This is a genomic window from Lysinibacillus sp. BSL11, from assembly GCF_052928325.1.
In genome coordinates, this window is record NZ_JAVGCX010000011.1 from 115,053 (window position 1) to 138,093 (window position 23,041).

Sequence of the window (23,041 nt, forward strand, 5' to 3'; positions counted from 1 at the left end):
TGTTTTTTGTCAAAACATTTTTAGGAAATGATGCGATTGTTTGACAATATTTGTGGGAGTAACGTGCTAACTTTGTAAGTAGGAGGCGGCTGTTATGTATGGAGAATGGCTGGTGCTCATTAATACGCTTTTTAATCTAGCGATACTCACGTTTACGGCAAGAGTAACAGGAGTCCTTGTAAAAAATTCAAGATTATTAATGAGTTCTATTTGTAGTAGTTTTGTAGCTGTCATTGGCGGTCAAATGCTGTGGACGACAATTCTTAGTTTTATATTGTTAATTGGTATAGCGTTTCACTTTAAGATTCGAAGCTTTCAGAAGCAAGGACCGATTGTGTTAACAGCAACGATCGTTATTGGCGGATTGTTAACAGCACTACAACCTTTTTTAAAAAATCTTTCTGCCACCCATTTCATTATGATTTGCTTTTTGCTTGCAGTTTTAAATCTTATTGCATTTTATAAGCAATGGGGTTTTGTAAAGTTAGAACGCTTAAGTGGTCAATTTGTATTTGATACAACTTTAACAATCTTTGGGGCAAAGATACCACTTTCTGCCTTTGTAGATACTGGAAATCAAGCTATTGAGCCATTATCAGGAAAGCCGGTTCATTTTGTTTCCTATACTGCTTTGAGACCACATTTACCTTCAGCGTTCCGGGAAGCATTAATGGAATGGCAAGAAACAGATCCGTACAATGTATCTATGTTTTCAGAAGATTATCAGCGTTATATACGATTTATTCATGTCAATACAGTACAACAGCAAACCGTTGTCCTTGGTTTTCGCTTTGATGAGTGGCATATAAAGGGGGAGCCTTCGCAAGTGAAAATGAATGAATATATCGTATTAACCAAAAAAGCTAAAAATTTTCCACATAGCACAGCAGCAATTTTACATTTTTCAGCGCTTTCAAATAACTCATAGAGGGGGAGAACTATTGCTTCTTAGGCTACTTGCTAGCTTGAAAAAATTATGGAGTAAGTTTCGGAGTCGTGAAACGTACTATATAGGGGGAAATGATTCATTGCCAGTGCCATTAAGTCGAGAAGAAGAAGTTACAGTCATTGCATCCTTTATGAATGGTGATTTACGAGCTAGAGACACACTAATTGAACGTAATTTACGTCTTGTTGTTTATATTGCTAGACGTTTTGATAATACGGGAACGCCAATCGAAGACTTAATCAGTATTGGCTCCATTGGTTTAATAAAGGCAATTGAGACGTTCAATACGGATAAAAATATTAAGCTTGCAACATACGCATCACGCTGTATTGAAAATGAAATTTTAATGCATTTACGAAAAACAAGTCGTATGAAGGGTGAAGTATCCTTAGATGAGCCACTAAATTCTGATGCAGATGGAAATGAATTATTACTGTCAGATATTTTAGGAACAGAAGAGCACATTATTTTAGATAATGTGGAGAAAAAAATTGAACGTCAGCATATGTTCCACGCTATTAATTTACTAGGTGCGCGTGAACGTTATATTATGGAATGTCGCTTTGGTCTCAATGGAAAAGTTGAAATGACACAAAAAGAAGTTGCAGATCATTTAGGCATATCGCAATCATATATTTCCCGTTTAGAAAAGAAAATTATTCAAGATTTACGTGAAAATTTAAATCAACCAATTTCTTAGAAAGGGAAATTTATCCTACCTAAAATTGGTCGCAGCTTTTGTGCATATTCTTGTTTCTCTCGGACAAACTGATGTCACGGTTTAGTCAGAGAATAACATCCGGAGGAATCGAATATGCGAACAAAAGTAGATCTTTGCGGCTTAGATACATCGACTTTGCCAATTCTAAAGCACGAGGAAATGAAGGAACTCTTCATCCGATTACAAGCTGGAGAAACAGAGATTAGAGAAGAGCTTGTGATGTGCAATTTAAGGTTAGTGCTTAGTATTGTCGGTAGATTTGCCTATAGAGGTGAACAGGCAGATGATTTATTTCAAGTAGGCTGTATTGGCCTCATGAAAGCCATTGATCATTTTGATTTAAAGCATAATGTACGATTTTCGACATATGCTGTACCAATGATTATTGGTGAAATTCGTCGCCATCTGCGTGATCATCATGCATTACGTGTATCTCGCTCTCTAAGAGATATAGCTTATAAGGCAATGCAGGCAAAAGAACAATGGATAACCGATAATTTGCGAGAACCAACGATTGAAGAAATTGCTGAGATGATTGACATGAAAAAGGAAGACGTTTTATTTGCTTTGGATGCCATTCAAGATCCAGTTTCGTTACAGGAACCCATTTATTCAGATGGCGGAGATGCTGTTTATATGATGGACCAATTACGTGATGATGATGTATCAGAGGATCAATGGGTTGCCTATGTGTCGGTAAAGGAAAGCTTGCAAAAGCTAGATGAACGTCAGCAAATGATCGTTGCCAAACGATTTTATTATGGAGAGACCCAAACTGAAATTGCCAAAGAACTTGGGATTTCTCAAGCACAAATTTCACGTCTTGAAAAAAATGCAATTGAAACAATGCAAAAAGATTACAAATAAAAAAATGCGCATCGTATAATTCGGTGCGCATTTTATCTTCATTCAATGAACAAATGATACATAAATATAAAGTAACAGCAAAGTTTGATGGTAGTAGAAATGATTATACGAAAATAAACAATAGAGGAGGTATGTCATTGCGTTTTTCGATGTTACAACAAAAAGAAGTCATAGAAGCAGGAAATGGACGATTTATAGGCTTTGTAATAGATGCTGAAGTATCAAAAGAAACAGGCTATGTGACAGCATTTTTGATTGCAGAGCCTCGCAAATATCTTGGTTTTTTTAAAGGTGAAGAGTCTGTGAGAAAAGTGTATATGAAGGATGTGCTTGTTGTTGGTAAGGATGTCATTTTAGTCAAAGCCCTTTCTTAAGACATCAGCTCATTAAAATTGTGAAATTGTATGCTGACATAGGTCAGGCTATTCATTGATAAATCAAGCATTGCTTGTTACAATAAAAGAAACTATTGTTGTAAAGTTGGGAAAAACAGTGACAAAAATCTTAACAAATTTAAACAAACTAAATGATTTAATAACAGCAGCAGAAAAAAAAGGGAATCGTGAGGGCGAAAAAGTCCAAATAATTGCCGTGACGAAGGAAGTTTCTGTTGAAAGAACACAAGAAGCAATTGAAGCAGGGCTCACTCATTTAGGAGAAAACAGACCTGAGGGCTTACATCGTAAAATTACTGAGATTCATGCTGATGTTCATTGGCATTACATTGGGTCGCTTCAAACACGTAAAGTAAAACAAGTGATTAACAGCATTGATTATTTACACTCCCTAGATCGTTTGAGTTTAGCAGAAGAAATTGAAAAAAGAGCAGAACAACCTGTTAAATGTTTTGTACAAGTAAATGTTTCTGGTGAAGAATCAAAACATGGTTTAACCATCGAAGAAGTCTTGCCTTTTGTAGAAGCATTAAAAGGTTTTACGAAGATTCAAGTTGTAGGTTTAATGACTATGGCACCAAACACCGAAAACGAAGCAATTATTCGCTCTGTTTTCAAGCAATTAAAACAATGTCAACAGCAAATAGCCGAGCAAGGATTCGCACACGCACCTTGTACCGAGTTATCAATGGGCATGTCTAATGACTTTGAAATTGCGGTAGAGGAAGGGGCTACTTTTGTTCGAGTCGGAACGGCTCTTGTTGGAAATGAAAGAGGGGAACAGGATGAGCATGAAAAATAAGATTAAAAACTTCTTTTACCTTGAAGAAGAATTAGAAGAAGAAATCACGCAAGCTCCTATTCAGCAACAACAACCCATACAACAACAGCAACCGATTCATTCAGTTAAGCCAAAAAAAATGATGAAAGAACGCAAAGCACCTATTCATGAAATCATGCCACAAAGCACAGCAACTCCTAATAACATAGTCAGTTTGCAGGCAGCTATGAGTTCTAAGGGAGCAAAAGTTGTTTTAATAGAGCCGAGAGTTTATGCAGAAGCACAAGATATCGCAGAGCATTTAAAAAATAAACGTGCAACAATTGTCAATTTGCAACGTATCGAAAGAGAACAAGGTAAACGCATTATTGATTTTTTAAGTGGCACAGTCTATGCTCTTGCTGGAGATATTCAACGTATCGGTAAAGATATCTTCCTTTGTACGCCAGATAATGTAGAAGTGACTGGTGAAATTACAAACTTTATTTTAGACGATAATTAATAGCGAGGATTGTAGTTTATATGACTTTTTTTATTATACTTGGTTATGTATCATTAGCATTTAAGATTTATTCATTCATGCTAATTGCATATATCTTAATGTCTTGGGTGCCTGCCGCTCAAAATTCAGCCATTGGTCGCATGCTTGAAAAAGTTTGTGAGCCATATTTAGGGATTTTTAGGAAATTCATTCCTCCTCTTGGTATGATTGATATTTCCCCAATTGTGGCCATCTTTATGCTGAATTTTATAGAAAGAGGGCTTTATATAGTCATTCAGAAATTATATTTTATGTTCGCTTAGAAATAAATCCTCACGTTTTGGTGGGGATTTTTTATTTATTTTAATTTTCTCCGCTACTAAAGCGACTAATAAAAAATTTTAAAACAATGACGTCCAAACGTCATTAATTGGGAATACTAAGTTTCCAACTAACAAAGCAAAATGGAACTAGTGAAAGAGGAGACAACAAGATGGAACACTTAATCCAGCATTTTCGAAAAGATGAACAGCCCTTTATTGAACAGGTAATAAGCTGGCAGCGTGAGGTTGAAGATCGTTATGCGCCTAAGCTGACAGATTTTCTTGATCCAAGACAGCGTTTTATTGTGACATCGATTATCGGGCAAGATGATACCCTACAAACTGCATGCACAGGTTTATTTGAAGAGGCAGAGAGGCAGCGTATGCTTATTTTTCCTTCTTATTATGAAGCGATAGAAGAAGACTTTCAGTTAGTGGCATTTACGATTCAATATCCAGTGAAATTTGTCCAATTACGACATCCTGATGTTTTAGGTGCGTTGCTTTCATTAGGCTTAAACCGTGGCAAATTTGGTGATATTCGTGTAAATGATCAGCAGGTGCAATTCGTTGTAGCTCAAGAGGTAGCAGAATATGTTCGGTTACATTTAACAGGTATTGGTAAAGTTAAGGTGCATATTGAGTCTTTAAAAGAAGCGGATTCCCTTATTGTAAATGAGGAAGAATGGTTGGAGGAATCCCATACAGTATCTTCCATGCGCTTAGATGTAATTATTGCAACTGTATTAAATGTATCACGCCAAAAAGCGCAAACTTTAATTACTGGGAAAAAGGTTCGTGTAAATTGGACAGAAAGAGATACAGTTGCTTTTGAATTACAAGAAGGAGATATTTTATCGATACGTGGAAGTGGTCGGGTGAAAATTATTATGACTGAAGGCCGAACTAAAAAAGATAAAATCCGTCTTCAAGTCGGTCGATTGGCCCAAAAAAGCTGAAAGTGAAGTAAATTTCATTAATTTTTACTGCTAAGTTGTCGGAACAATTGTATAATAGGAATTACGAATGTACATGTAAAGGAGAGAAGGATTGTATGCCATTATCACCTATTGATATACATAATAAGGAGTTTACAAAAGCCTTCAGAGGCTATGCTGAAGATGAAGTAAATGAATTTTTAGATCAGATTATTAAAGACTATGAAATTCTGCTTCGTGAAAAAAAGAGGTTGATAAGCAATTAGAGATGGCTTTAGAACAAGCGAGACATTTCAACTCCTTAGAAGAAACTTTGCAGAAATCTATTGTCGTTGCACAAGAAGCGGCTGATGAAGTGAGAAGAAATTCTCAAAAAGAAGCAAAGCTCATCGTAAAAGAAGCTGAAAAAAATGCTGATCGAATTGTCAATGAAGCGTTGACGAAGGCTCGTAAGGTGACGATTGAAATTGATGAGCTTAAAAAGCAATCTAAGGTATTTCGTAATCGTTTCAAGATGCTCGTAGAAGCACAGTTGGATTTACTTAATGCAGATGACTGGGATCATTTGCTGCAATATGATATTGATTTAACAGAAATTCAAGCATCTGTTGATGAAGCACAGGATTCTGAGGATATTTAACTTTTCTTTTTAATTGTTACAATTGACAAATGAAACTTGACGCGATTGTTTGAATTTCATATACTTTGTAATAGTAATTATTTTGAACAGATATGCATAAAAGCAGAGACGAAGACAGTATTTGTTAGGCGTTGTTAAGCGATTTGGGGACAGTGAGAGCCCAAACATACAACTAGCATTGAACATCACTTCTGAGCTAAATAACTGAAAAAAGTAGGTTATTTCGTGATGCACGACGTTAAACGTGCTTTTAAGAGGTAGTGCAATTTTTTGTACTACAATTAGGGTGGTACCGCGAGTAGAAGCTTCTCGTCCCTTAGTGGGATTGAGGGCTTTTTTTGTTTGTTTCCGAATCGTTTTAGATAATTTTGCCAATAACTGTCTTATGAGAATAATGTCTACCTGTTTGTGTAAAATAAAGGAGGAATTTTAATGGTTGAATACAAAGATACTTTATTAATGCCAAAAACAGATTTCCCAATGCGTGGAAATTTACCGGCGAATGAGCCAAAAATGCAAGAAAAATGGAATGGCATGGATATTAACAAATTACAGATGGAACGTACGGAAGGTCGACCAGAATATGTTCTACATGATGGTCCTCCCTATGCAAATGGTGATATCCATATCGGCCATGCTCTAAATAAAGTATTGAAGGATATGATTACACGTCATCGTTCAATGACTGGCTACCATGTCAATTATATTCCAGGTTGGGATACACATGGTTTACCAATTGAGCAAGCATTGACTAACAAAGGTGTAAAACGTAAAGAAATGTCAGTAGCAGCATTCCGCCAGCTTTGTGAAGAGTATGCTTATGAGCAAATTGACAATCAACGTGCCCAATTCCGCCGTCTAGGCATTCGAGGTGATTGGGAAAATCCATATATTACGTTAAAGCCTGAGTTTGAAGCACGTCAAATTGAAGTATTCGGTAAAATGGCGGAAAAAGGATATATCTATAAAGGGTTAAAACCGGTTTATTGGTCTCCATCTTCTGAATCTGCTTTGGCGGAAGCTGAAATTGAATATAAGGACATCAAATCCCCATCCATTTATGTAAGCTTTGCTATCAAGGATGCGAAGGGCATTGTTCCAGCAGATGCTAAATTTATCATTTGGACAACAACACCATGGACATTACCAGCAAACTTAGGGATTTCTTTGAATCCTGAATTTATCTATGTAGTAGTTGCTGTGGCTACTAAAAAATTCATCATTGCCAAAGAGTTATTAGAGTCAGTAGCAACTACGCTTGGATGGGAAGACTATGAGGTTGTACAAGAAGTAAAAGGTGAGGCATTAGATCGTATTGTAGCACAACATCCATTCTATGATCGTGAATCGCTTATCATGGTAGGTGAACACGTAACTGCTGAAGCGGGTACAGGTTGTGTTCATACAGCACCAGGGCACGGTGAAGACGATTATCATATTGGTAAACAGTATGGTTTAGGTATTCTTAGCCCTCTTGATAATAGTGGCTGTTATACAGATGAAGCACCTGGCTTTGAAGGCGTGTTTTATAATGATGCAAATAAACTTGTTACAGAAAAACTAAAAGAAGTAGGAGCTTTAGAAAAGCTTGATTTCTTTACGCACTCCTATCCGCATGACTGGCGTACGAAAAAGCCTGTTATTTACCGTGCGACACCACAATGGTTTGCATCTGTTGAAGCATTCCGTGGGGAGTTATTAGAGGCTGTAAAAGCAACAGCATTTACACCAGCTTGGGGAGAAACTCGTCTTTATAATATGATTCGTGATCGTGGAGACTGGGTAATTTCACGTCAACGTGCGTGGGGTGTGCCGATTCCGATTTTCTATGCTGAAAATGGTGAACCTATTATTACGCCTGAAACAATTAGTCATGTCTCAGCATTATTCCGTGAGAATGGATCAAATATTTGGTTCCAAAAAACAGCAAAAGAGTTATTACCAGAAGGCTTTACACATCCAGGTAGCCCGAACGGCGAATTTACAAAAGAAAATGATATTATGGATGTATGGTTTGATTCCGGTTCATCACACCAAGGTGTACTAGTAGAGCGTGGTATGAAATATCCAGCTGATCTCTATTTAGAGGGCTCTGACCAACATCGTGGTTGGTTTAATTCATCTCTTATTACATCTGTAGCTATTAACGGCTATGCACCATACAAAGGACTTTTAACACATGGTTTTGTTCTTGATGGTGAAGGACGTAAAATGAGTAAATCTTTAGGGAATGTGATTATTCCACAAAAAGTAATGGATCAGTATGGAGCAGACATACTTCGTTTATGGGTTGCTTCTGTTGACTATACAGCAGATGTGCGCATCTCTATGGATATGTTAAAGCAAGTATCTGAAGTGTATCGTAAAATTCGTAATACTTTCCGTTTCTTACACGGCAATATTGCTGATTTCGATCCTAAGAAAGATCGTGTAAGTTATGCTGAGCTTCGTGAAATGGATCAATATGTGTTTATGCGCTTACAGGATGTCTTAAAAACTGTGCGTGCTGCCTATGATCGCTATGATTTTGCTGCTGTCTATCATGTAGTCAATAATTTTGTTGCTGTAGAGTTATCTTCATTCTATCTTGATATTGCCAAAGATGTAGTCTATATCGAGGGTCATGACAATAAGGATCGTCGTGCGATGCAAACAGTTATTTATGATACATTGATGACATTGGTAAAAATCATGACACCAATTATCCCACATACAACGGATGAAATGTGGTCTTATCTACATGCTCAAGGTATTGTAGAAGAAGTTTCTGTGCAATTAACAGATTTCCCAGAGGTAGATGATCAAGCGAATTTTGACAGCCTACGTACAAAATGGGAAAAAATTATTGATGTACGCGATGATATTTTAAAAGCATTAGAGGAATCACGTAATGCGAAAACAATTGGTAAATCACTTGAAGCAAAAGTCACTGTCTATGCGAAAGAAGATGTTGTCGTATTATTGAAAGATGCCAACATTGATTTTGCACAACTTTCCATCGTTTCAGCTTTTGAGGTAGCTACCATCGAAGAGGCACCTGCTGAAGCTTTAACACTTGAGCATGTTTCCATTGTTGTTGAGAAAGCTACAGGTGAGAAATGTGAGCGTTGCTGGTCAATTTCTGAAACAGTTGGTTCAAATGAAGCACAACCTACAGTATGTGCTCGCTGTGCAGAGGTTGTAGAAAAGTATTACGTTTAATCTATAAATAACAAGAATCTGCATTTTAATGTAGAGGATGTGCAAGTCTCCTTGATGGAGGCTTGCTTTTTTCATGGAAGTTTTGCAGATTCTTTTCTATTATTTAAATAAAATTTCTGTCGTATTGCGATAGTCTGTTGGAGAGATACCTACATATTTTTTAAATGTTAAACTATAGTAATTTGGTGTATTGAAGCCACAGATGGAGGAGATTTTTTCTATGGTGTAGTCGTACTTACGTAAAAAAGGTAAGGTTTTGATAATGCGTGTATAAGCAACATAGTCAACAAAATTGCGACCTGTTTCTTTTTTAAATAGTCTACTAAAATGAGTTGGGCTAAAGTTAATATATTTTGCAACATCACGAATGGTCAGTTGTTCGTCGTAATGTTCTTCAATATACTGAATAGCTTTTTGAAGCTGCTCATGCTTTGTTAAATCTTCGTAATATCTGATGTGTATATTATGGATAGGTGGTTTTCTACGGGCTTTTCTAGCCTGGCTATAGGATTCCTTCACTTGCATAGCATCCTGAAATACACCCCCAACCCCCATAAAAAGATGAATAGAACAATCCCTTTTTAGGGTCTCGATAACCTCTAATAAACAGGCTTCACCCTCAGTCCAATGTTTGAAAGAGTTGTACTCACTAGGAATTCGCATAAGAAGTAATAAATAGCGTTCAAAATGTAAAAAGGATAATGAGGCTTTCTCAGCAAAGTGCTGACGAAAAACAGTTGTAATACTACTACTTGCATCCTGTGGGACAGCTTTCTTATTAGCCCCATCAATATAGCCTTGAATTAAAAATACAATATTAGGTATACAGCTTGTAGATAAAAATGAAGCAGATTGTATTATTTCTTGTTCATTGTCAATTTCTCCACGGATCAGGCGTTTTAAAAATGCTTCCCTAAATGGAGAGGTATGTTGTTGGGATACTTGTTGTGATAGCTCAAGCATTGTAAGTGTACTCGCCTTTTTTTCCTGATAGGACGTATACAGCTTTTTTACGATTCGTAAAAATTTTGATTTTTGTAATGGTTTTATGAGAAGTGCAGGTAAAGCTAATTCAATTGCTATACCAGTCGAGTAGGTAAGGTGTTCTGTAACAAACGGGACAATAATACTATTAGGATAATTTCTTTTTAATCGATTAATCTTTACCCAATCAAATAACCGATTGACTTCATAGACAATAATGACCTCATCTTCTGGCTTTGGCACTTTGCATTCCTCTAAAGCGTTTGGTAAAACCCCTTTTAACCATTCACTCATTTGCTGCTTGTCAAATGAGCTTTCCATATACCATACCACCTTTAAAATGCTATCAGCCCCCTACGAATAAAAAGATAAAAATATTTTAACTTAAAATAGCAATTTTTTGTACTAATACAGCAATATTTTATATCTATATTGAAGTGGAAATAGAATAGAATAATTGTAGTGAATAATAATTTGAAATTTCAGACAATTATTCATTTATCAGAAAAGGGGGAGTTAGCTTATGGCAGAAGTAGGCAGTCATGATTATGACTATGTAGAAGCAGGAACAATTGATGTGAAAGATCTACCACCTTTAGATGCAACAACAAACAAAATTATGAAAGATGAATTTACAACAGGTTTAGGTTTATCGATATTTTACTTTATTTTGATTTTTAGTATCCCTGTTATGAATTGGTTTGCGCCAGCATTTGCGTTTAAGAAGATGTGGGGTGGTATGACAGTTACATGGTTTGTGACAACGATTGTAATGATGGCTATGGCATTTATTATTGCATATGTTCATACGGCCATGTACGAGAAACGTCTAAAAAAATACGATATAGCAAATAAGTAGTTGGAATAAAGGGGGAAATGTTGAATGATGGAAGCTCTATTAGAACCAAAGATGTTAATGACCATTGCTTTAATGGGAACAATTGTATACATTACGTATTTAACAAAAAGAAATGCAACAGCATCGGATTTCTTTGTAGGTGGCCGAAGTTTCGGATGGTTTACAAATGGTTCTGCCATTGGTGGGGATTACTTAAGTGCAGCAACATTCCTAGGCATCGCAGGGTTAACATTTCAACTTGGATATGATGGTGCTTATTATGCTTTTTGCTTCTCCATTGGGTTAACATTATTAGCGATTTTTGTGGCAGGTCCTTTAAGACGCTTTGGTGCATTTACCGTTGCAGATTTTTTAGGTTATCGTTTTCATAGTAGACGAGCACGACTTGTAGCGGTAGCGGTGGTTTTAGCAATTTCTGGATTTTATGCAGCTCCCCAATTATTAGGTGCTGCACAAATTTTAAGTATGTTTTTCGGTACTTCTTATGAATTCGGCATTATATTTACTTGTGTTGTTATGATTTTTTATGTAGGTATTGGTGGTATGAAAGGAACAACCATCAACCAAGCATTAGAGTTGTGGATTCGTCTTGGTGCGTTTATCGTGATGTTAATTGCAGCAGTTTATGGCGGTTTACATTATGATAAAATTTTAGCAGCCATCCATTCATTTAGTGGTCCAATCACAGGCACTTCACCATATGCTTTAGATGGCAATGATATCAATTTTGATGGTGCTGCTTGGACAGGCACGGGCTTCTATTTCCCCACGTTCTGGCAAACAATTAGTATGACGATTGGGTTAGCGCTAGGAACAATTGGACTTCCACATATATTATTGCGCTTTTATACAAATCCAAGTGCTAAAGCAGCCCGTAAATCTGCACTCATGGCCATTGGGATTGCAAGTGCGTTCTTCTTGTTAGCTGTTTATTTAGGTGTTGTAGGTCGATCTATTTTCATTTCCGGGACAGCTAGTGAGGAAGTTATGCGTGATTTAGTGCTAGGTGGTAATAATATGGTTATTCCTACTACAGCCCTTGCACTAGGGGGCAAATGGCTACTAGGATTAGTTATAGCGGGAGCATTTGCAGCGATCTTCTCCAATCTTTCAGGGTTGTTTATTACAAGCTCAGGTGCACTAGCTCATGATTTATATGCCAATATCATGAAAAAGGATATTACACAAAAACAACGAGTGATTGCTGGGAAAGTGGCTATTGTATTATTAGGTATTTTATATGGAGCATTGGGTTTACTTGTAAAGGATGCATCCATTGGCCATTTAGTGGCGCTCGCTTTTACTGTCGCTGCAAGTACATTTACACCAATATTCATTTTAGGTATTTGGTGGAGAGGCATGACAGAAAAAGGAGCCATTGCAGGATTATTAATAGGACTTGGCGTGTCTATGTGGATGATCTTTTTACCAGGAACATTACCAAGCTTCTTGCAGTTTAAAATTCCAGGTATTGTGACAGTGCCTGTGGGCTTCTTATCTGTTATTATCGTGTCATTAATAGATCGCAAAGTTCCTGCAGATGTTAATGACTTCATGAAGCGAGTACATTCAAAAGAATCTGAAACTGTCTAATCAATAAGTTATGGCTATTTCTATTGCTTAAACGTAATAGGGATAGCCTTTTTATATTTCTTGGAGAGATTTAGAATCAGCCATATTTAGATATGATATTAGTTATTGTGAATGGTACTGTTATGGTAGAATAGGTAAGATGTTGAGTGAACGGAGGAATGTCTGTGTATAAATATTATGGATTAGCTGCTTTTGTCGTTTTACTGGATCAATGGACAAAATGGCTGATTGTGAAAAATATGGAATATGCTGAACGCATTGCTGTATGGGACCCATGGTTTGGTATTTTGTCTCATCGAAATAGAGGGGCAGCATGGGGGATGCTAGAGGGGCAAATGTGGCTGTTTAGTATTGTCACAGTTGCTGTTATCTGTGCGATTGTCTATTTTTATCATAAAGAAGCAAAGGGAAAGCCTGTTTTTCAAGTTGGCTTAATGCTCTTGCTTGGTGGTGCAGTAGGTAACTTTATTGACCGTCTATTTAGAGGAGAAGTGGTCGATTTTGTAGATGTTTTAATTCCAATTATTAATTATGATTTCCCTATTTTTAATGTGGCAGATGCTGCATTAACAATAGCAGTTGTCGTGCTGATGATTGGCTTAATTATGGAAGATAAAAAAGAGAAGAAACAGGTGAAACAATGACGCAAGTAACATATACAATCGAAGAACAGCAGCAAGGAGAGCGCATTGATAAAGCACTTTCCAGCTTACAATCTGAGTGGTCACGTACGCAAATTGGGAACTGGATTAGTGATGGAGTCATTAAAGTAAACGGTGATGCTGTAAAGGCAAAATATAAGGTTAAAGCTGGTGACATCATCGCTATTGATGTACCAGAAGTGGAAGAATTGGATGTTGTCCCGGAAAATTTAGATTTAGATATTGTTTATGAGGATGCAGATGTTCTTGTTGTGAATAAACCAAAGGGTATGGTGGTACATCCAGCACCGGGCCATATGGGAGGTACACTAGTAAATGGGTTAATGTATCATTGTAAAGACTTATCGGGGATTAATGGTGTACTACGACCTGGGATTGTCCATCGTATCGACAAAGATACATCGGGCTTATTGATGGTTGCTAAAAATGATACGGCTCATGAATCATTAGTCAATCAATTAGTGAATAAAACAGTTACTCGTAAATATATTGCTCTTGTCCACGGGCATATTGCACATGATAAGGGGACAATTGATGCACCAATTGGACGTGACCAAAAAGATCGCCAAAAACAGGCAGTTGTCGATAATGGTAAACATGCTGTCACACACTTCCAAGTTGTTGAACGTTTTGGTGACTATACGCTCGTGGAATGTCGTTTAGAAACAGGACGTACACACCAAATTCGTGTGCATATGAATTATATTGGTTTCCCACTTGTTGGAGATCCAAAATATGGCCCGAAAAAGACAATCGACTTTGGGGGACAAGTGTTACATGCAGCGACTTTAGGATTCGATCATCCTTCATCTGGAGAATATTTGGAGTTTGAAACACCACTTCCAGCTGATTATGAACAATTATTAAATGATTTACGAAATAGGCATTGACGTATACGAAAAGAAAGTCTATACTAACGACAGTGAATGAACAACATAACTAAATATTCACCTTTAATGGCAGTCCAGAGAGGCTGAGAAGGGACATGTGATAGTGTTGTAGAAATTTGTGCTGCAAATTTTTCCAACATGCTTTTTCGACACGTATACAACCCTCTCAGGCTATTCGCCTCGAGAGGTTTTTTTATGGACACATGGCCGATAATAGATTGAAGAGAGGAGGATACGAATATGGCACAAAATGAATTATTAGATGGCCCATCAATGACACGAGCATTAACACGTATAGCCCATGAAATTATTGAACGTAATAAAGGAATCGATGAATGTATTTTAGTTGGCATTAAAACACGAGGTGCCTTTCTAGCCAGACGTTTGGCGCAGCGAATTGAAAAAATTGAAGGTAAACCGATTCGTACAGGGGAACTTGATATTACACTTTACCGAGATGATTTAACAACGAAACATGAAAACGAACAAGCACATGTAGAACAAGTTGATATCGAGTATCAAGTGAAAAATCAAAAAATCATCTTAGTGGATGATGTACTTTATACAGGTCGAACAGTACGTGCAGCTCTAGATGCTGTAATGGATTTAGGAAGACCTGCACAAATTCAACTAGCTGTTCTAGTAGATAGAGGACATCGAGAGCTACCAATTAGAGCAGACTATGTGGGAAAAAACGTTCCAACTTCTGGCTCTGAGCGCATTGTTGTCAATTTACAAGAAGTAGACGGAGAAGATTGCGTCATTATTTACAAAGAAGACGAACAATAAAGTGAGGAAACAGTATGTCAAATGCAGTTTTAGATATTAAGGATAAACCGACTCCGCTCCAGCTAGTGACATTAAGTTTCCAGCATATGTTTGCGATGTTTGGTTCAACGATTTTAGTACCGCAGTTAGTTGGTCTTAGTCCAGCGATTGCCCTTTTAACAAGCGGAATTGCTACATTATTCTTCCTATTAATTACGAAATTTCAGGTACCAGCTTATTTAGGATCATCCTTCGCCTTTATTGCACCAATCTTACTTGCTGCAGGTGGTTTAAATGAAGACGGTTCAAGTGTAAATCCAGGCAATGCCATGATCGGTGCTATGGCTGTCGGCATTACGTACGGAATTGTATCCTTAATCATTTGGAAAAGTGGTTATAAGTGGATTATGAAAATCTTGCCACCGATTGTTGTAGGTCCAGTAATTATGGTAATTGGGCTTGGACTTTCTGGTACGGCTGTGAATATGGCGATGAACGTCAATGGAGAGTATAGCTTTTTACACTTCTCAGCTGCTTTAGTTACGGTCTTTACAGCTATCATCTTTACGATTTTCTTTAAAGGAATTTTAAGCACTATGCCAATTTTGATGGGCCTAATTGTAGGATACATTTACTCCATGCTGATCGACATAGTAGACTATACACCGATTGCCAAAGCAAAATTCTTCGCAATGCCTGATTTCTTAATACCAGGTGTGCATTATGAGTTTGAAATAACAACAAAAATTCTACTTATCATGGTACCAATCGTAATTGTAACAATTTCGGAACATATTGGTCATCAACTGGTATTAGGAAAAGTAGTAGATCGGGATTATATTAAAGAGCCAGGACTACACCGTTCGCTACTAGGTGACGGACTTGGCACATTTGTTAGTGCTTTAATCGGAGGTCCTCCGAAAACAACGTATGGTGAAAATATTGGTGTACTAGCCATTACTAGAGTATACAGTATTTACGTTATTGCAGGTGCAGCAGTGGTTGCTATCTTACTATCATTCTTCGGGAAAGCAATGGCAGTAATTGCAACGATTCCAACCGCAGTACTTGGTGGAGTTTCCATATTACTCTTCGGAATTATCGCAGCAAGTGGCTTACGTATGCTAGTAGATAATCATATTGATTTTGGTAACAGTCGTAACCTAGTAATTGCTTCAGTGATTTTAGTCATTGGTATTGGCGGTGCCAAGTTTGTTATCTCAGAATCATTGAGTGTTGAAGGAATGGCACTAGCGGCGATTATTGGTGTGCTATTGAATGCGATTCTACCAGGTAAAAAAGAAGCTGATATACCCGTACAATACAATCAAAATAAAGATTCATAGTAGTACCTTTTAATGAATTGTCCAGAGAGGCAAAAAAAGGGAAGTTGTGGACAGGCTGAAGTAGGATATATGTCTTGCTGTAGTTTGTCACGCCTCCTCATGCCTCGTTGATGACATCAACGGGGCTTTTACTTTATATAAAGAGAACGTCATATATAGACGTTCACGATTCACAACCTAATGGAGGTCACATGATGAAGAACTTATTATCGATGGAACATTTAACAACAGAAGAGATTAACCAAATCCTAGATCTTGCGCAAGCATTTGAAAATGGTGAAACATCATCGTTATCTCGCACACACAAAGTGGCCAATTTATTTTTTGAACCAAGTACTCGCACAAAAACAAGCTTTGAAATGGCAGAATACAAAATTGGCTGTCATGTTATCCCTTTTGATGCAGGGTTTTCAAGTGTTACGAAAGGGGAAACGATGTACGATACTGTCAAAACGTTGGAAATGATTGGTTTAGATGCTGTCATCATTCGAGCGTCAGAAGATGAGTATTACAATGAGCTGCTGGATGGTATTAATGTAGCGATTATTAATGCAGGGGATGGTGCTGGGCAACACCCTTCACAATCCTTATTGGATCTTTATACCATCAAAAAGGAGTTTGGCTATTTCGAAGGGTTGAATGTCACTATTGCAGGAGATATCTCTCATAGTCGAGTAGCGAAATCAAATGCAACAGCATTACAAAATTTAGGGGCAAATGTTCATTTCCTTTGTCCAGAAGAATGGTCTGGCGGTTTTGAAGCGCATCATTCATGGGATAATCTGATCGAAATAAGTGATGTCATTATGTTACTACGTGTGCAACATGAACGTCATAAAGTAAATAAAAGCTTTTCAAAGGAAGGTTACCATCAAGAGTTTGGTTTAACAATTGAACGAGAAAAGCAAATGAAAGAATCAGCCATTATTATGCATCCAGCACCCGTCAATCGTGATGTTGAAATTGCCTCTGAGTTAGTTGAGTGTGATCGCTCTCGAATTTTTGAACAGGTGCGGAACGGTGTTTACACACGGATGGCTATTATGGAAACCATTTTAAAGGGGAGAGAATAACATGACAAAGGTACTTCAAAATGTACAAATGCTAGATGAACAAGGTGAATTGAAGACAGTCAATATTGCAATGGCAGACGGAAAGATTACGGCTATTGGTCAAGATGTGACTGTAGCGGGTGCAGAACTGATTGAAGGACATGGTTTAATCGTAGCGCCAGGCTTTATCGATGTTCATACACATTTACGAGAGCCAGGATTTGAGCATAAGGAAACCATTGCAACAGGCTCGGCTTCAGCAGCAAAAGGTGGCTTTACGACAATTTGCGCAATGCCTAATACAAAGCCAGTACCTGATTCGGTTGAAAACATGCAACTCATCAATGGGCTCATTCAGGACAGTGCGGTTATTCGAGTACTCCCATACGGTTCCCTAACAAAGGATATATCGGGTGAGGTTCGAACAAATATTGAAGAATTAAAAGCACATGGAGCAGTGGCATTCTCAGATGATGGTGTTGGTATCCAGCTAGCCTCAACGATGTATGAGCAAATGAAAGATGCGGCCCAGCACGATATGGTCGTTGTAGCGCATTGTGAGGACAACTCATTAATCTATGATGGTGTGATGCATGAAGGAAAGCGTAATAAAGAGCTAGGCCTCCCAGGAATACCTTCCATCTGTGAATCCGTACAAATTGCACGAGATGTACTACTTGCAGAAGCAGCAGGCGCTCGCTACCATGTTTGTCACGTATCAACGAAGGAATCTGTGCGTGCGGTAAGAGATGCAAAGGCTGCAGGAATCCGTGTCACAGCAGAAGTTTGTCCACATCATTTATTACTAGAAGAGATGGATATTCCATCTGATGATGCTAATTGGAAAATGAACCCACCATTACGCGCAGCTGATGATAAAGATTCTCTACATGCAGCACTACTTGATGGTACAATCGACTGCATTGCAACAGATCATGCGCCACACACAGTAGAAGAAAAATGCTGCGGTATGGTTGGCGCACCATTTGGTATTGTAGGTTTCGAAACAGCTTTCCCACTACTTTATACACAGTTTGTAGAAACAGGAAAGTGGACGTTAAAACAATTAATTGATTGGATGACAGTGAAAGCAGCTGAGATTTTTGATCTGCCATATGGCACATTAGAAGTGGGTGCTTCAGCTGATATGATTTTAATTGATATTCAAAAAGAACAAACGATTGATGCAGAAGGCTTTGTATCAAAAGGTCGTAATACACCATTCAACGGCTGGGTGGCAAAGGGTTGGCCCGTACTAACGATTTTTGAAGGCAATATCGTATATCAGGAGGCAGAGTAATGAAAAAACGTTTACTAGTTTTAGAAGATGGCACAGTATTTACAGGTACAGCATTTGGTAGCGAGCGCGCTTCACAAGGTGAGGTTGTATTCACAACAGGCATGACGGGTTATCAGGAAACGATTTCAGATCCTTCATTCTATGGACAAATTGTCACTTTAACTTATCCTTTAGTTGGTAATTACGGCATTAACCGTGATGACTTTGAATCGATTACGCCAGCAATTCGTGGATTTGTTGTACGTGAATTAGCTAAAAATCCTTCAAATTTCCGCTGTGATTTAACTTTAGATGACTATTTGACATCAAAGGATATCCCAGGAATTGAAGGGATTGATACACGAAAATTAACACGTATTATTCGTAGTAAAGGTTCAGTAAAAGCGATTTTGACAGCTGCTGATGAAGAAGTAAGTGTAGATGAAATAGTGGCACAATTACAAGCAACGCCAGCCATTACACACCATGTTCGTGAAGTATCACCAAAAGCGGCCTACCCATCTCCAGGACGTGGTAAACGAGTTGTCCTAATTGATTATGGAATGAAGCATGGGATTTTACGTGAATTAAACAAACGTGATTGTGATGTGCTAGTAGTACCATATAATACGTCAGCTGAGGAAATTTTAGCTTGGCATCCAGATGGTATCATGCTGTCGAATGGACCAGGAAATCCTGAAGATGTTCAAGAAGGCATTGAAACAGTACGTAACTTAATTGGAAAAGTGCCAATGTTCGGTATTTGTTTAGGCCATCAAATCTTTTCTTTAGCAAGTGGTGCGAAAGCCTTTAAATTACCATTTGGACACCGTGGTGGTAACCATCCAGTAAAAGATTTACGCACAGGTCGTACAGATTTAACATCTCAGAACCATGGCTATGCCATCGATATTGAATCATTAAAAGATACCGATTTAGAATTAACACATATCGCGTTAAATGATGGAACATGTGAAGGTGTGCGTCATAAAAAATATCCAATTTTCACAGTGCAATATCACCCAGAAGCATCACCAGGTCCAGAAGATTCAAACCACTTATTTGATGAATTCATCGAAATGATGGAAGTAGAAGCAGGGAAGGGGAAACAACATGCCTAAACGTACAGATATTGAAACTATTTTAGTAATCGGCTCAGGCCCAATTGTTATCGGACAAGCAGCAGAATTTGACTATGCAGGAACACAAGCATGTCTTTCATTAAAAGAAGAGGGCTACCGCGTTATTTTAATCAACTCAAACCCTGCTACAATCATGACAGATACAGAAATTGCAGACAAAGTCTATATTGAGCCAATTACTCTTGATTTTGTATCACGTATATTACGTAAAGAACGCCCAGACGCGATTTTACCAACACTTGGTGGTCAAACGGGCCTGAATATGGCGATCGAATTAGACAAATCAGGTATTCTAGATGAGCTTGGGATTGAAATCCTTGGTACTAAATTAGATGCCATCCATAAAGCAGAGGACCGTGATTTATTCCGTAATTTAATGTATGAGTTAGGAGCACCAGTTCCTGAATCTGATATTATTCATAACTTAGATGAAGCGAAAAGATTTGTTGCGAAAATTGGCTATCCTGTCATTGTTCGACCTGCCTTTACACTTGGCGGTACAGGGGGCGGTATTTGCTACAACGATCAAGACTTAGAAGAAATTGTGACATCAGGTTTAAAATATTCACCTGTAACGCAATGTCTATTAGAGAAATCAATCGCAGGCTATAAAGAAATTGAATACGAAGTAATGCGTGATGCAGCTGACAATGCCATCGTTGTATGTAACATGGAAAACGTTGACCCAGTAGGGATTCATACAGGTGACTCAATCGTTGTTGCACCAACGCAAACATTATCTGATCGTGAAAACCAAATGCTACGTAATATTTCACTCGATATTATTCGCGCATTAAAAATTGAAGGTGGCTGTAACGTACAGCTTGCACTTGATCCATATAGCTTTAATTACTATGTGATTGAAGTAAATCCACGTGTCTCTCGTTCATCTGCATTAGCATCAAAAGCAACAGGTTATCCAATTGCTAAGCTAGCCGCTAAAATTGCAGTAGGCTTAACGTTAGATGAAATTAAGAACCCTGTAACTGGCTCAACGTATGCTTGTTTTGAGCCTGCACTGGACTATATCGTAGCAAAAATTCCTCGCTGGCCATTCGATAAATTCGAATCTGCTAAACGTAATCTTGGTACGCAAATGAAAGCTACTGGTGAAGTAATGGCGTTAGGTCGTACTTTTGAGGAAGCTATGCTAAAAGCGGTTCGTTCTCTTGAGACAGGTCAAGTACACTTAGAGTTAAAACATGCTGAAGAAAATTCAGATTCTTGGATTGAAAAACGTATACGCAAGGCTGGGGATGAACGTCTATTCTTCATCGGTGAAGCTTTACGTCGAGGTGTAACAATTGAACAAATTCATGAATGGTCAGCAATCGATCTATTCTTCTTAAATAAATTTAAAAATATTGTGGATATGGAAAAAACGCTTGCTGACAATAAGAATGACCAAGACGTACTACGAACAGCTAAACGTTTAGGCTTTGCAGATAAGAAAATTGCTGAACTTTGGGAAACAACACCAGAAGAACTGTATGCTTATCGTAAAGAGCATGGTATTATGCCAGTCTATAAAATGGTGGATACATGTGCAGCAGAATTTGAATCAGAAACACCATATTTCTATGGCACATATGAAGACGAAAATGAATCGATTAAGTCAGAAAAACCTTCTGTGGTGGTACTTGGTTCAGGTCCAATCCGTATTGGCCAAGGGGTAGAATTTGACTACGCCACAGTACACTCAGTATGGGCGATTCAAGAAGCGGGTTATGAAGCGATCATCATTAACTCCAATCCAGAAACAGTGTCAACAGACTTCTCAATTTCCGATAAATTATACTTTGAACCATTAACAATTGAGGATGTTATGCATATTATCGACTTAGAACAACCAATTGGTGTAGTTGTTCAATTCGGTGGTCAAACCGCTATTAACCTTGCTGATAAATTAGCTGCTAATGGCGTGAAAATCTTAGGTACGTCTCTTGAGGATATTGATCGCGCAGAAAACCGAGATAAATTTGAGCAGGCGCTACGTGAATTAGATATTCCACAACCTCAAGGAGAAACAGCGGTTTCTACAGAGGAAGCTCTTGTCATTGGTGAGCGTCTAGGCTTCCCAGTGCTTGTTCGCCCTTCTTATGTACTTGGTGGACGTGCAATGGAAATTGTTTATAACCAAGAAGAATTACAGCACTATATGGAAAACGCGGTAGAGGCATCTCCAGATCATCCAGTATTAGTAGACCGTTACTTAACAGGACAGGAAATTGAAGTAGATGCTATCTGTGACGGTGAGAATGTGTTAATACCAGGAATTATGGAGCATATCGAGCGTGCAGGAGTTCACTCTGGTGACTCCATCTCTGTTTACCCACCGCAAAAATTAACACAGGCACAAAAAGATACATTAGTTGACTATACAACTCGTCTTGCGAAAGGGCTAGGCATCATCGGCTTAATGAATATCCAATATGTCATCTCACAAAACGAAGTATTTGTTATCGAGGTGAACCCACGTTCATCACGTACAGTACCATTCCTAAGTAAGATTACAAATATCCCAATGGCTAATATTGCAACAAAAGCAATCCTTGGCAAATCCATTGTAGAGCAAGGCTATCCAACAGGCCTAGCAGCTGAGCAAAGAGGCGTATTTGTAAAAGTACCAGTGTTCTCATTCGCTAAATTACGACGTGTAGACATTACATTAGGACCTGAAATGAAATCTACTGGTGAAGTAATGGGGAAAGATGCGACATTAGAAAAAGCTCTTTATAAAGGCTTAGTTGCAGCAGGTATGGAAATACGAACAGAAGGTACAGTATTATTCACTGTGTCTGATAAAGATAAGGAAGAAGCGATTGCATTAGCAAAACGCTTCTCAACAGTAGGCTATCGCATTGTAGCAACTGAAGGTACAGCAAAAGCATTTGAAGCAGCAGGCGTACGAACTGATGTAGTAGGCAAGATTGGGGCGAAAGGACAAACATTGATTGACCTTATCCAAAATGGGGAAGCTCAGCTTGTTGTCAACACTTTAACAAAAGGCAAGCAACCAGCTCGTGACGGCTTCCGAATTCGTCGTGAGTCTGTAGAAAATGGTGTACCTTGTCTAACATCTTTAGATACAGCAGAAGCAATGGTACGTGTTATCGAATCTATGACATTTACAGCAGAACAAATGCCAAAAGCGGAGGTAGTACACTAAT

Annotated in this window: 20 protein-coding genes, 1 pseudogene and 1 other annotated feature; of the genes and pseudogenes, 20 read left to right on the forward strand and 1 reads right to left on the reverse strand. The window is 38.1% G+C overall.

Annotated elements, in window-relative coordinates; genetic code table 11:
- The first annotated feature begins 94 nt into the window (after positions 1-94).
- The 10 genes and pseudogenes from RCJ95_RS14590 to ileS all read left to right on the forward strand — a co-directional run bounded on the left by RCJ95_RS14590 (position 95) and on the right by ileS (position 9,296).
- Entirely contained in the window at positions 95-928 is an 834-nt protein-coding gene (locus tag RCJ95_RS14590; protein ID WP_221679751.1) for a sigma-E processing peptidase SpoIIGA, read from the forward strand.
- A gap of 13 nt (positions 929-941) precedes the next feature.
- A complete protein-coding gene (sigE, locus tag RCJ95_RS14595) occupies positions 942-1,649 on the forward strand; it encodes an RNA polymerase sporulation sigma factor SigE (RefSeq protein ID WP_009373518.1) in 708 nt (235 codons plus the stop codon).
- 114 nt (positions 1,650-1,763) lie between these two features.
- Positions 1,764-2,537, forward strand: coding sequence for an RNA polymerase sporulation sigma factor SigG (gene sigG, locus RCJ95_RS14600; protein WP_004227313.1), 774 nt, complete (start codon positions 1,764-1,766; stop codon positions 2,535-2,537).
- Between the two features lie 131 nt (positions 2,538-2,668).
- Positions 2,669-2,911 carry a PRC-barrel domain-containing protein gene (locus RCJ95_RS14605; RefSeq protein WP_225340754.1) on the forward strand — a complete coding sequence of 81 codons (243 nt, stop codon included), beginning with the start codon at positions 2,669-2,671 and terminating at the stop codon, positions 2,909-2,911.
- Positions 2,912-3,029: 118 nt separating this feature from the next.
- The gene (locus RCJ95_RS14610) at positions 3,030-3,734 is read left to right on the forward strand and encodes a YggS family pyridoxal phosphate-dependent enzyme (protein ID WP_306829647.1); all 705 of its coding nucleotides are present in this window, start codon (positions 3,030-3,032) and stop codon (positions 3,732-3,734) included.
- Positions 3,718-4,215: a cell division protein SepF gene (locus RCJ95_RS14615; protein WP_004227319.1), complete on the forward strand. Its 498-nt coding sequence runs from the start codon at positions 3,718-3,720 to the stop codon at positions 4,213-4,215. The genes RCJ95_RS14610 and RCJ95_RS14615 overlap by 17 nt, the downstream gene beginning before the upstream one ends.
- A gap of 20 nt (positions 4,216-4,235) precedes the next feature.
- Positions 4,236-4,517 (forward strand): YggT family protein, encoded by a 282-nt coding sequence (locus tag RCJ95_RS14620; RefSeq protein WP_221679756.1) that lies wholly within the window; start codon positions 4,236-4,238, stop codon positions 4,515-4,517.
- 170 nt (positions 4,518-4,687) lie between these two features.
- The gene (locus tag RCJ95_RS14625; protein ID WP_221679758.1) at positions 4,688-5,476 is read left to right on the forward strand and encodes a YlmH family RNA-binding protein; all 789 of its coding nucleotides are present in this window, start codon (positions 4,688-4,690) and stop codon (positions 5,474-5,476) included.
- 95 nt (positions 5,477-5,571) lie between these two features.
- Positions 5,572-6,095: pseudogene (locus RCJ95_RS14630) on the forward strand (DivIVA domain-containing protein).
- Between the two features lie 96 nt (positions 6,096-6,191).
- Positions 6,192-6,415 (forward strand) — a binding site (T-box leader).
- A gap of 112 nt (positions 6,416-6,527) precedes the next feature.
- Positions 6,528-9,296, forward strand: coding sequence for an isoleucine--tRNA ligase (ileS, locus tag RCJ95_RS14635; protein WP_221679761.1), 2,769 nt, complete (start codon positions 6,528-6,530; stop codon positions 9,294-9,296).
- A 99-nt stretch (positions 9,297-9,395) separates the two neighbouring features.
- Here ileS and RCJ95_RS14640 read toward each other — a convergent pair whose 3' ends face one another.
- On the reverse strand, positions 9,396-10,601 hold the full coding sequence (locus RCJ95_RS14640; RefSeq protein ID WP_221679763.1) for an AraC family transcriptional regulator: 1,206 nt from the start codon (positions 10,599-10,601) through the stop codon (positions 9,396-9,398).
- A 202-nt stretch (positions 10,602-10,803) separates the two neighbouring features.
- Here RCJ95_RS14640 and RCJ95_RS14645 point away from each other — a divergent pair, with 202 nt between their 5' ends.
- The 10 genes from RCJ95_RS14645 (at position 10,804) to carB (ending at position 23,040) form a co-directional block, all read left to right on the forward strand.
- Positions 10,804-11,139, forward strand: coding sequence for a hypothetical protein (locus RCJ95_RS14645; protein ID WP_004227342.1), 336 nt, complete (start codon positions 10,804-10,806; stop codon positions 11,137-11,139).
- 24 nt (positions 11,140-11,163) lie between these two features.
- The gene (locus tag RCJ95_RS14650) at positions 11,164-12,732 is read left to right on the forward strand and encodes a sodium/solute symporter (RefSeq protein WP_004227344.1); all 1,569 of its coding nucleotides are present in this window, start codon (positions 11,164-11,166) and stop codon (positions 12,730-12,732) included.
- 164 nt (positions 12,733-12,896) lie between these two features.
- Positions 12,897-13,376, forward strand: a complete 480-nt coding sequence (gene lspA / locus RCJ95_RS14655; protein ID WP_004227346.1) for a signal peptidase II — start codon at positions 12,897-12,899, stop codon at positions 13,374-13,376.
- On the forward strand, positions 13,373-14,284 hold the full coding sequence (locus tag RCJ95_RS14660) for an RluA family pseudouridine synthase (protein ID WP_004227348.1): 912 nt from the start codon (positions 13,373-13,375) through the stop codon (positions 14,282-14,284). Before lspA ends, RCJ95_RS14660 begins: the two co-directional genes overlap by 4 nt.
- A 240-nt stretch (positions 14,285-14,524) precedes the next feature.
- Positions 14,525-15,073 carry a bifunctional pyr operon transcriptional regulator/uracil phosphoribosyltransferase PyrR gene (gene pyrR / locus RCJ95_RS14665; protein WP_004227349.1) on the forward strand — a complete coding sequence of 183 codons (549 nt, stop codon included), beginning with the start codon at positions 14,525-14,527 and terminating at the stop codon, positions 15,071-15,073.
- Positions 15,074-15,087: 14 nt separating this feature from the next.
- Positions 15,088-16,398 (forward strand): uracil-xanthine permease family protein, encoded by a 1,311-nt coding sequence (locus RCJ95_RS14670; RefSeq protein WP_221679768.1) that lies wholly within the window; start codon positions 15,088-15,090, stop codon positions 16,396-16,398.
- A 194-nt stretch (positions 16,399-16,592) separates the two neighbouring features.
- Positions 16,593-17,471 (forward strand): aspartate carbamoyltransferase catalytic subunit, encoded by an 879-nt coding sequence (locus RCJ95_RS14675; protein ID WP_131521614.1) that lies wholly within the window; start codon positions 16,593-16,595, stop codon positions 17,469-17,471.
- A 1-nt stretch (position 17,472) separates the two neighbouring features.
- On the forward strand, positions 17,473-18,750 hold the full coding sequence (locus RCJ95_RS14680; RefSeq protein ID WP_131521613.1) for a dihydroorotase: 1,278 nt from the start codon (positions 17,473-17,475) through the stop codon (positions 18,748-18,750).
- Entirely contained in the window at positions 18,750-19,850 is a 1,101-nt protein-coding gene (gene carA, locus RCJ95_RS14685) for a glutamine-hydrolyzing carbamoyl-phosphate synthase small subunit (RefSeq protein ID WP_369578391.1), read from the forward strand. Before RCJ95_RS14680 ends, carA begins: the two co-directional genes overlap by 1 nt.
- On the forward strand, positions 19,843-23,040 hold the full coding sequence (gene carB / locus RCJ95_RS14690; RefSeq protein ID WP_312129154.1) for a carbamoyl-phosphate synthase large subunit: 3,198 nt from the start codon (positions 19,843-19,845) through the stop codon (positions 23,038-23,040). The genes carA and carB overlap by 8 nt, the downstream gene beginning before the upstream one ends.
- Position 23,041: the final 1 nt, after the last annotated feature.

Excerpts from the sequence above, each read along its gene's own strand:
- RCJ95_RS14650 (WP_004227344.1), top strand. The coding sequence starts at position 11,164 with ATGATGGAAGCTCTATTAGAACCAAAGATGTTAATGACCATTGCTTTA.
- pyrR (WP_004227349.1), top strand. The coding sequence starts at position 14,525 with ATGGCACAAAATGAATTATTAGATGGCCCATCAATGACACGAGCATTA.
- carB (WP_312129154.1), top strand. The coding sequence starts at position 19,843 with ATGCCTAAACGTACAGATATTGAAACTATTTTAGTAATCGGCTCAGGC.
- RCJ95_RS14615 (WP_004227319.1), top strand. The coding sequence starts at position 3,718 with ATGAGCATGAAAAATAAGATTAAAAACTTCTTTTACCTTGAAGAAGAA.
- RCJ95_RS14605 (WP_225340754.1), top strand. The coding sequence starts at position 2,669 with ATGTCATTGCGTTTTTCGATGTTACAACAAAAAGAAGTCATAGAAGCA.
- RCJ95_RS14680 (WP_131521613.1), top strand. The coding sequence starts at position 17,473 with ATGACAAAGGTACTTCAAAATGTACAAATGCTAGATGAACAAGGTGAA.
- RCJ95_RS14675 (WP_131521614.1), top strand. The coding sequence starts at position 16,593 with ATGAAGAACTTATTATCGATGGAACATTTAACAACAGAAGAGATTAAC.
- RCJ95_RS14620 (WP_221679756.1), top strand. The coding sequence starts at position 4,236 with ATGACTTTTTTTATTATACTTGGTTATGTATCATTAGCATTTAAGATT.
- RCJ95_RS14625 (WP_221679758.1), top strand. The coding sequence starts at position 4,688 with ATGGAACACTTAATCCAGCATTTTCGAAAAGATGAACAGCCCTTTATT.
- RCJ95_RS14670 (WP_221679768.1), top strand. The coding sequence starts at position 15,088 with ATGTCAAATGCAGTTTTAGATATTAAGGATAAACCGACTCCGCTCCAG.
- RCJ95_RS14590 (WP_221679751.1), top strand. The coding sequence starts at position 95 with ATGTATGGAGAATGGCTGGTGCTCATTAATACGCTTTTTAATCTAGCG.
- RCJ95_RS14640 (WP_221679763.1), bottom strand. The coding sequence starts at position 10,601 with ATGGAAAGCTCATTTGACAAGCAGCAAATGAGTGAATGGTTAAAAGGG.
- sigG (WP_004227313.1), top strand. The coding sequence starts at position 1,764 with ATGCGAACAAAAGTAGATCTTTGCGGCTTAGATACATCGACTTTGCCA.
- RCJ95_RS14660 (WP_004227348.1), top strand. The coding sequence starts at position 13,373 with ATGACGCAAGTAACATATACAATCGAAGAACAGCAGCAAGGAGAGCGC.
- RCJ95_RS14645 (WP_004227342.1), top strand. The coding sequence starts at position 10,804 with ATGGCAGAAGTAGGCAGTCATGATTATGACTATGTAGAAGCAGGAACA.
- carA (WP_369578391.1), top strand. The coding sequence starts at position 18,750 with ATGAAAAAACGTTTACTAGTTTTAGAAGATGGCACAGTATTTACAGGT.
- ileS (WP_221679761.1), top strand. The coding sequence starts at position 6,528 with ATGGTTGAATACAAAGATACTTTATTAATGCCAAAAACAGATTTCCCA.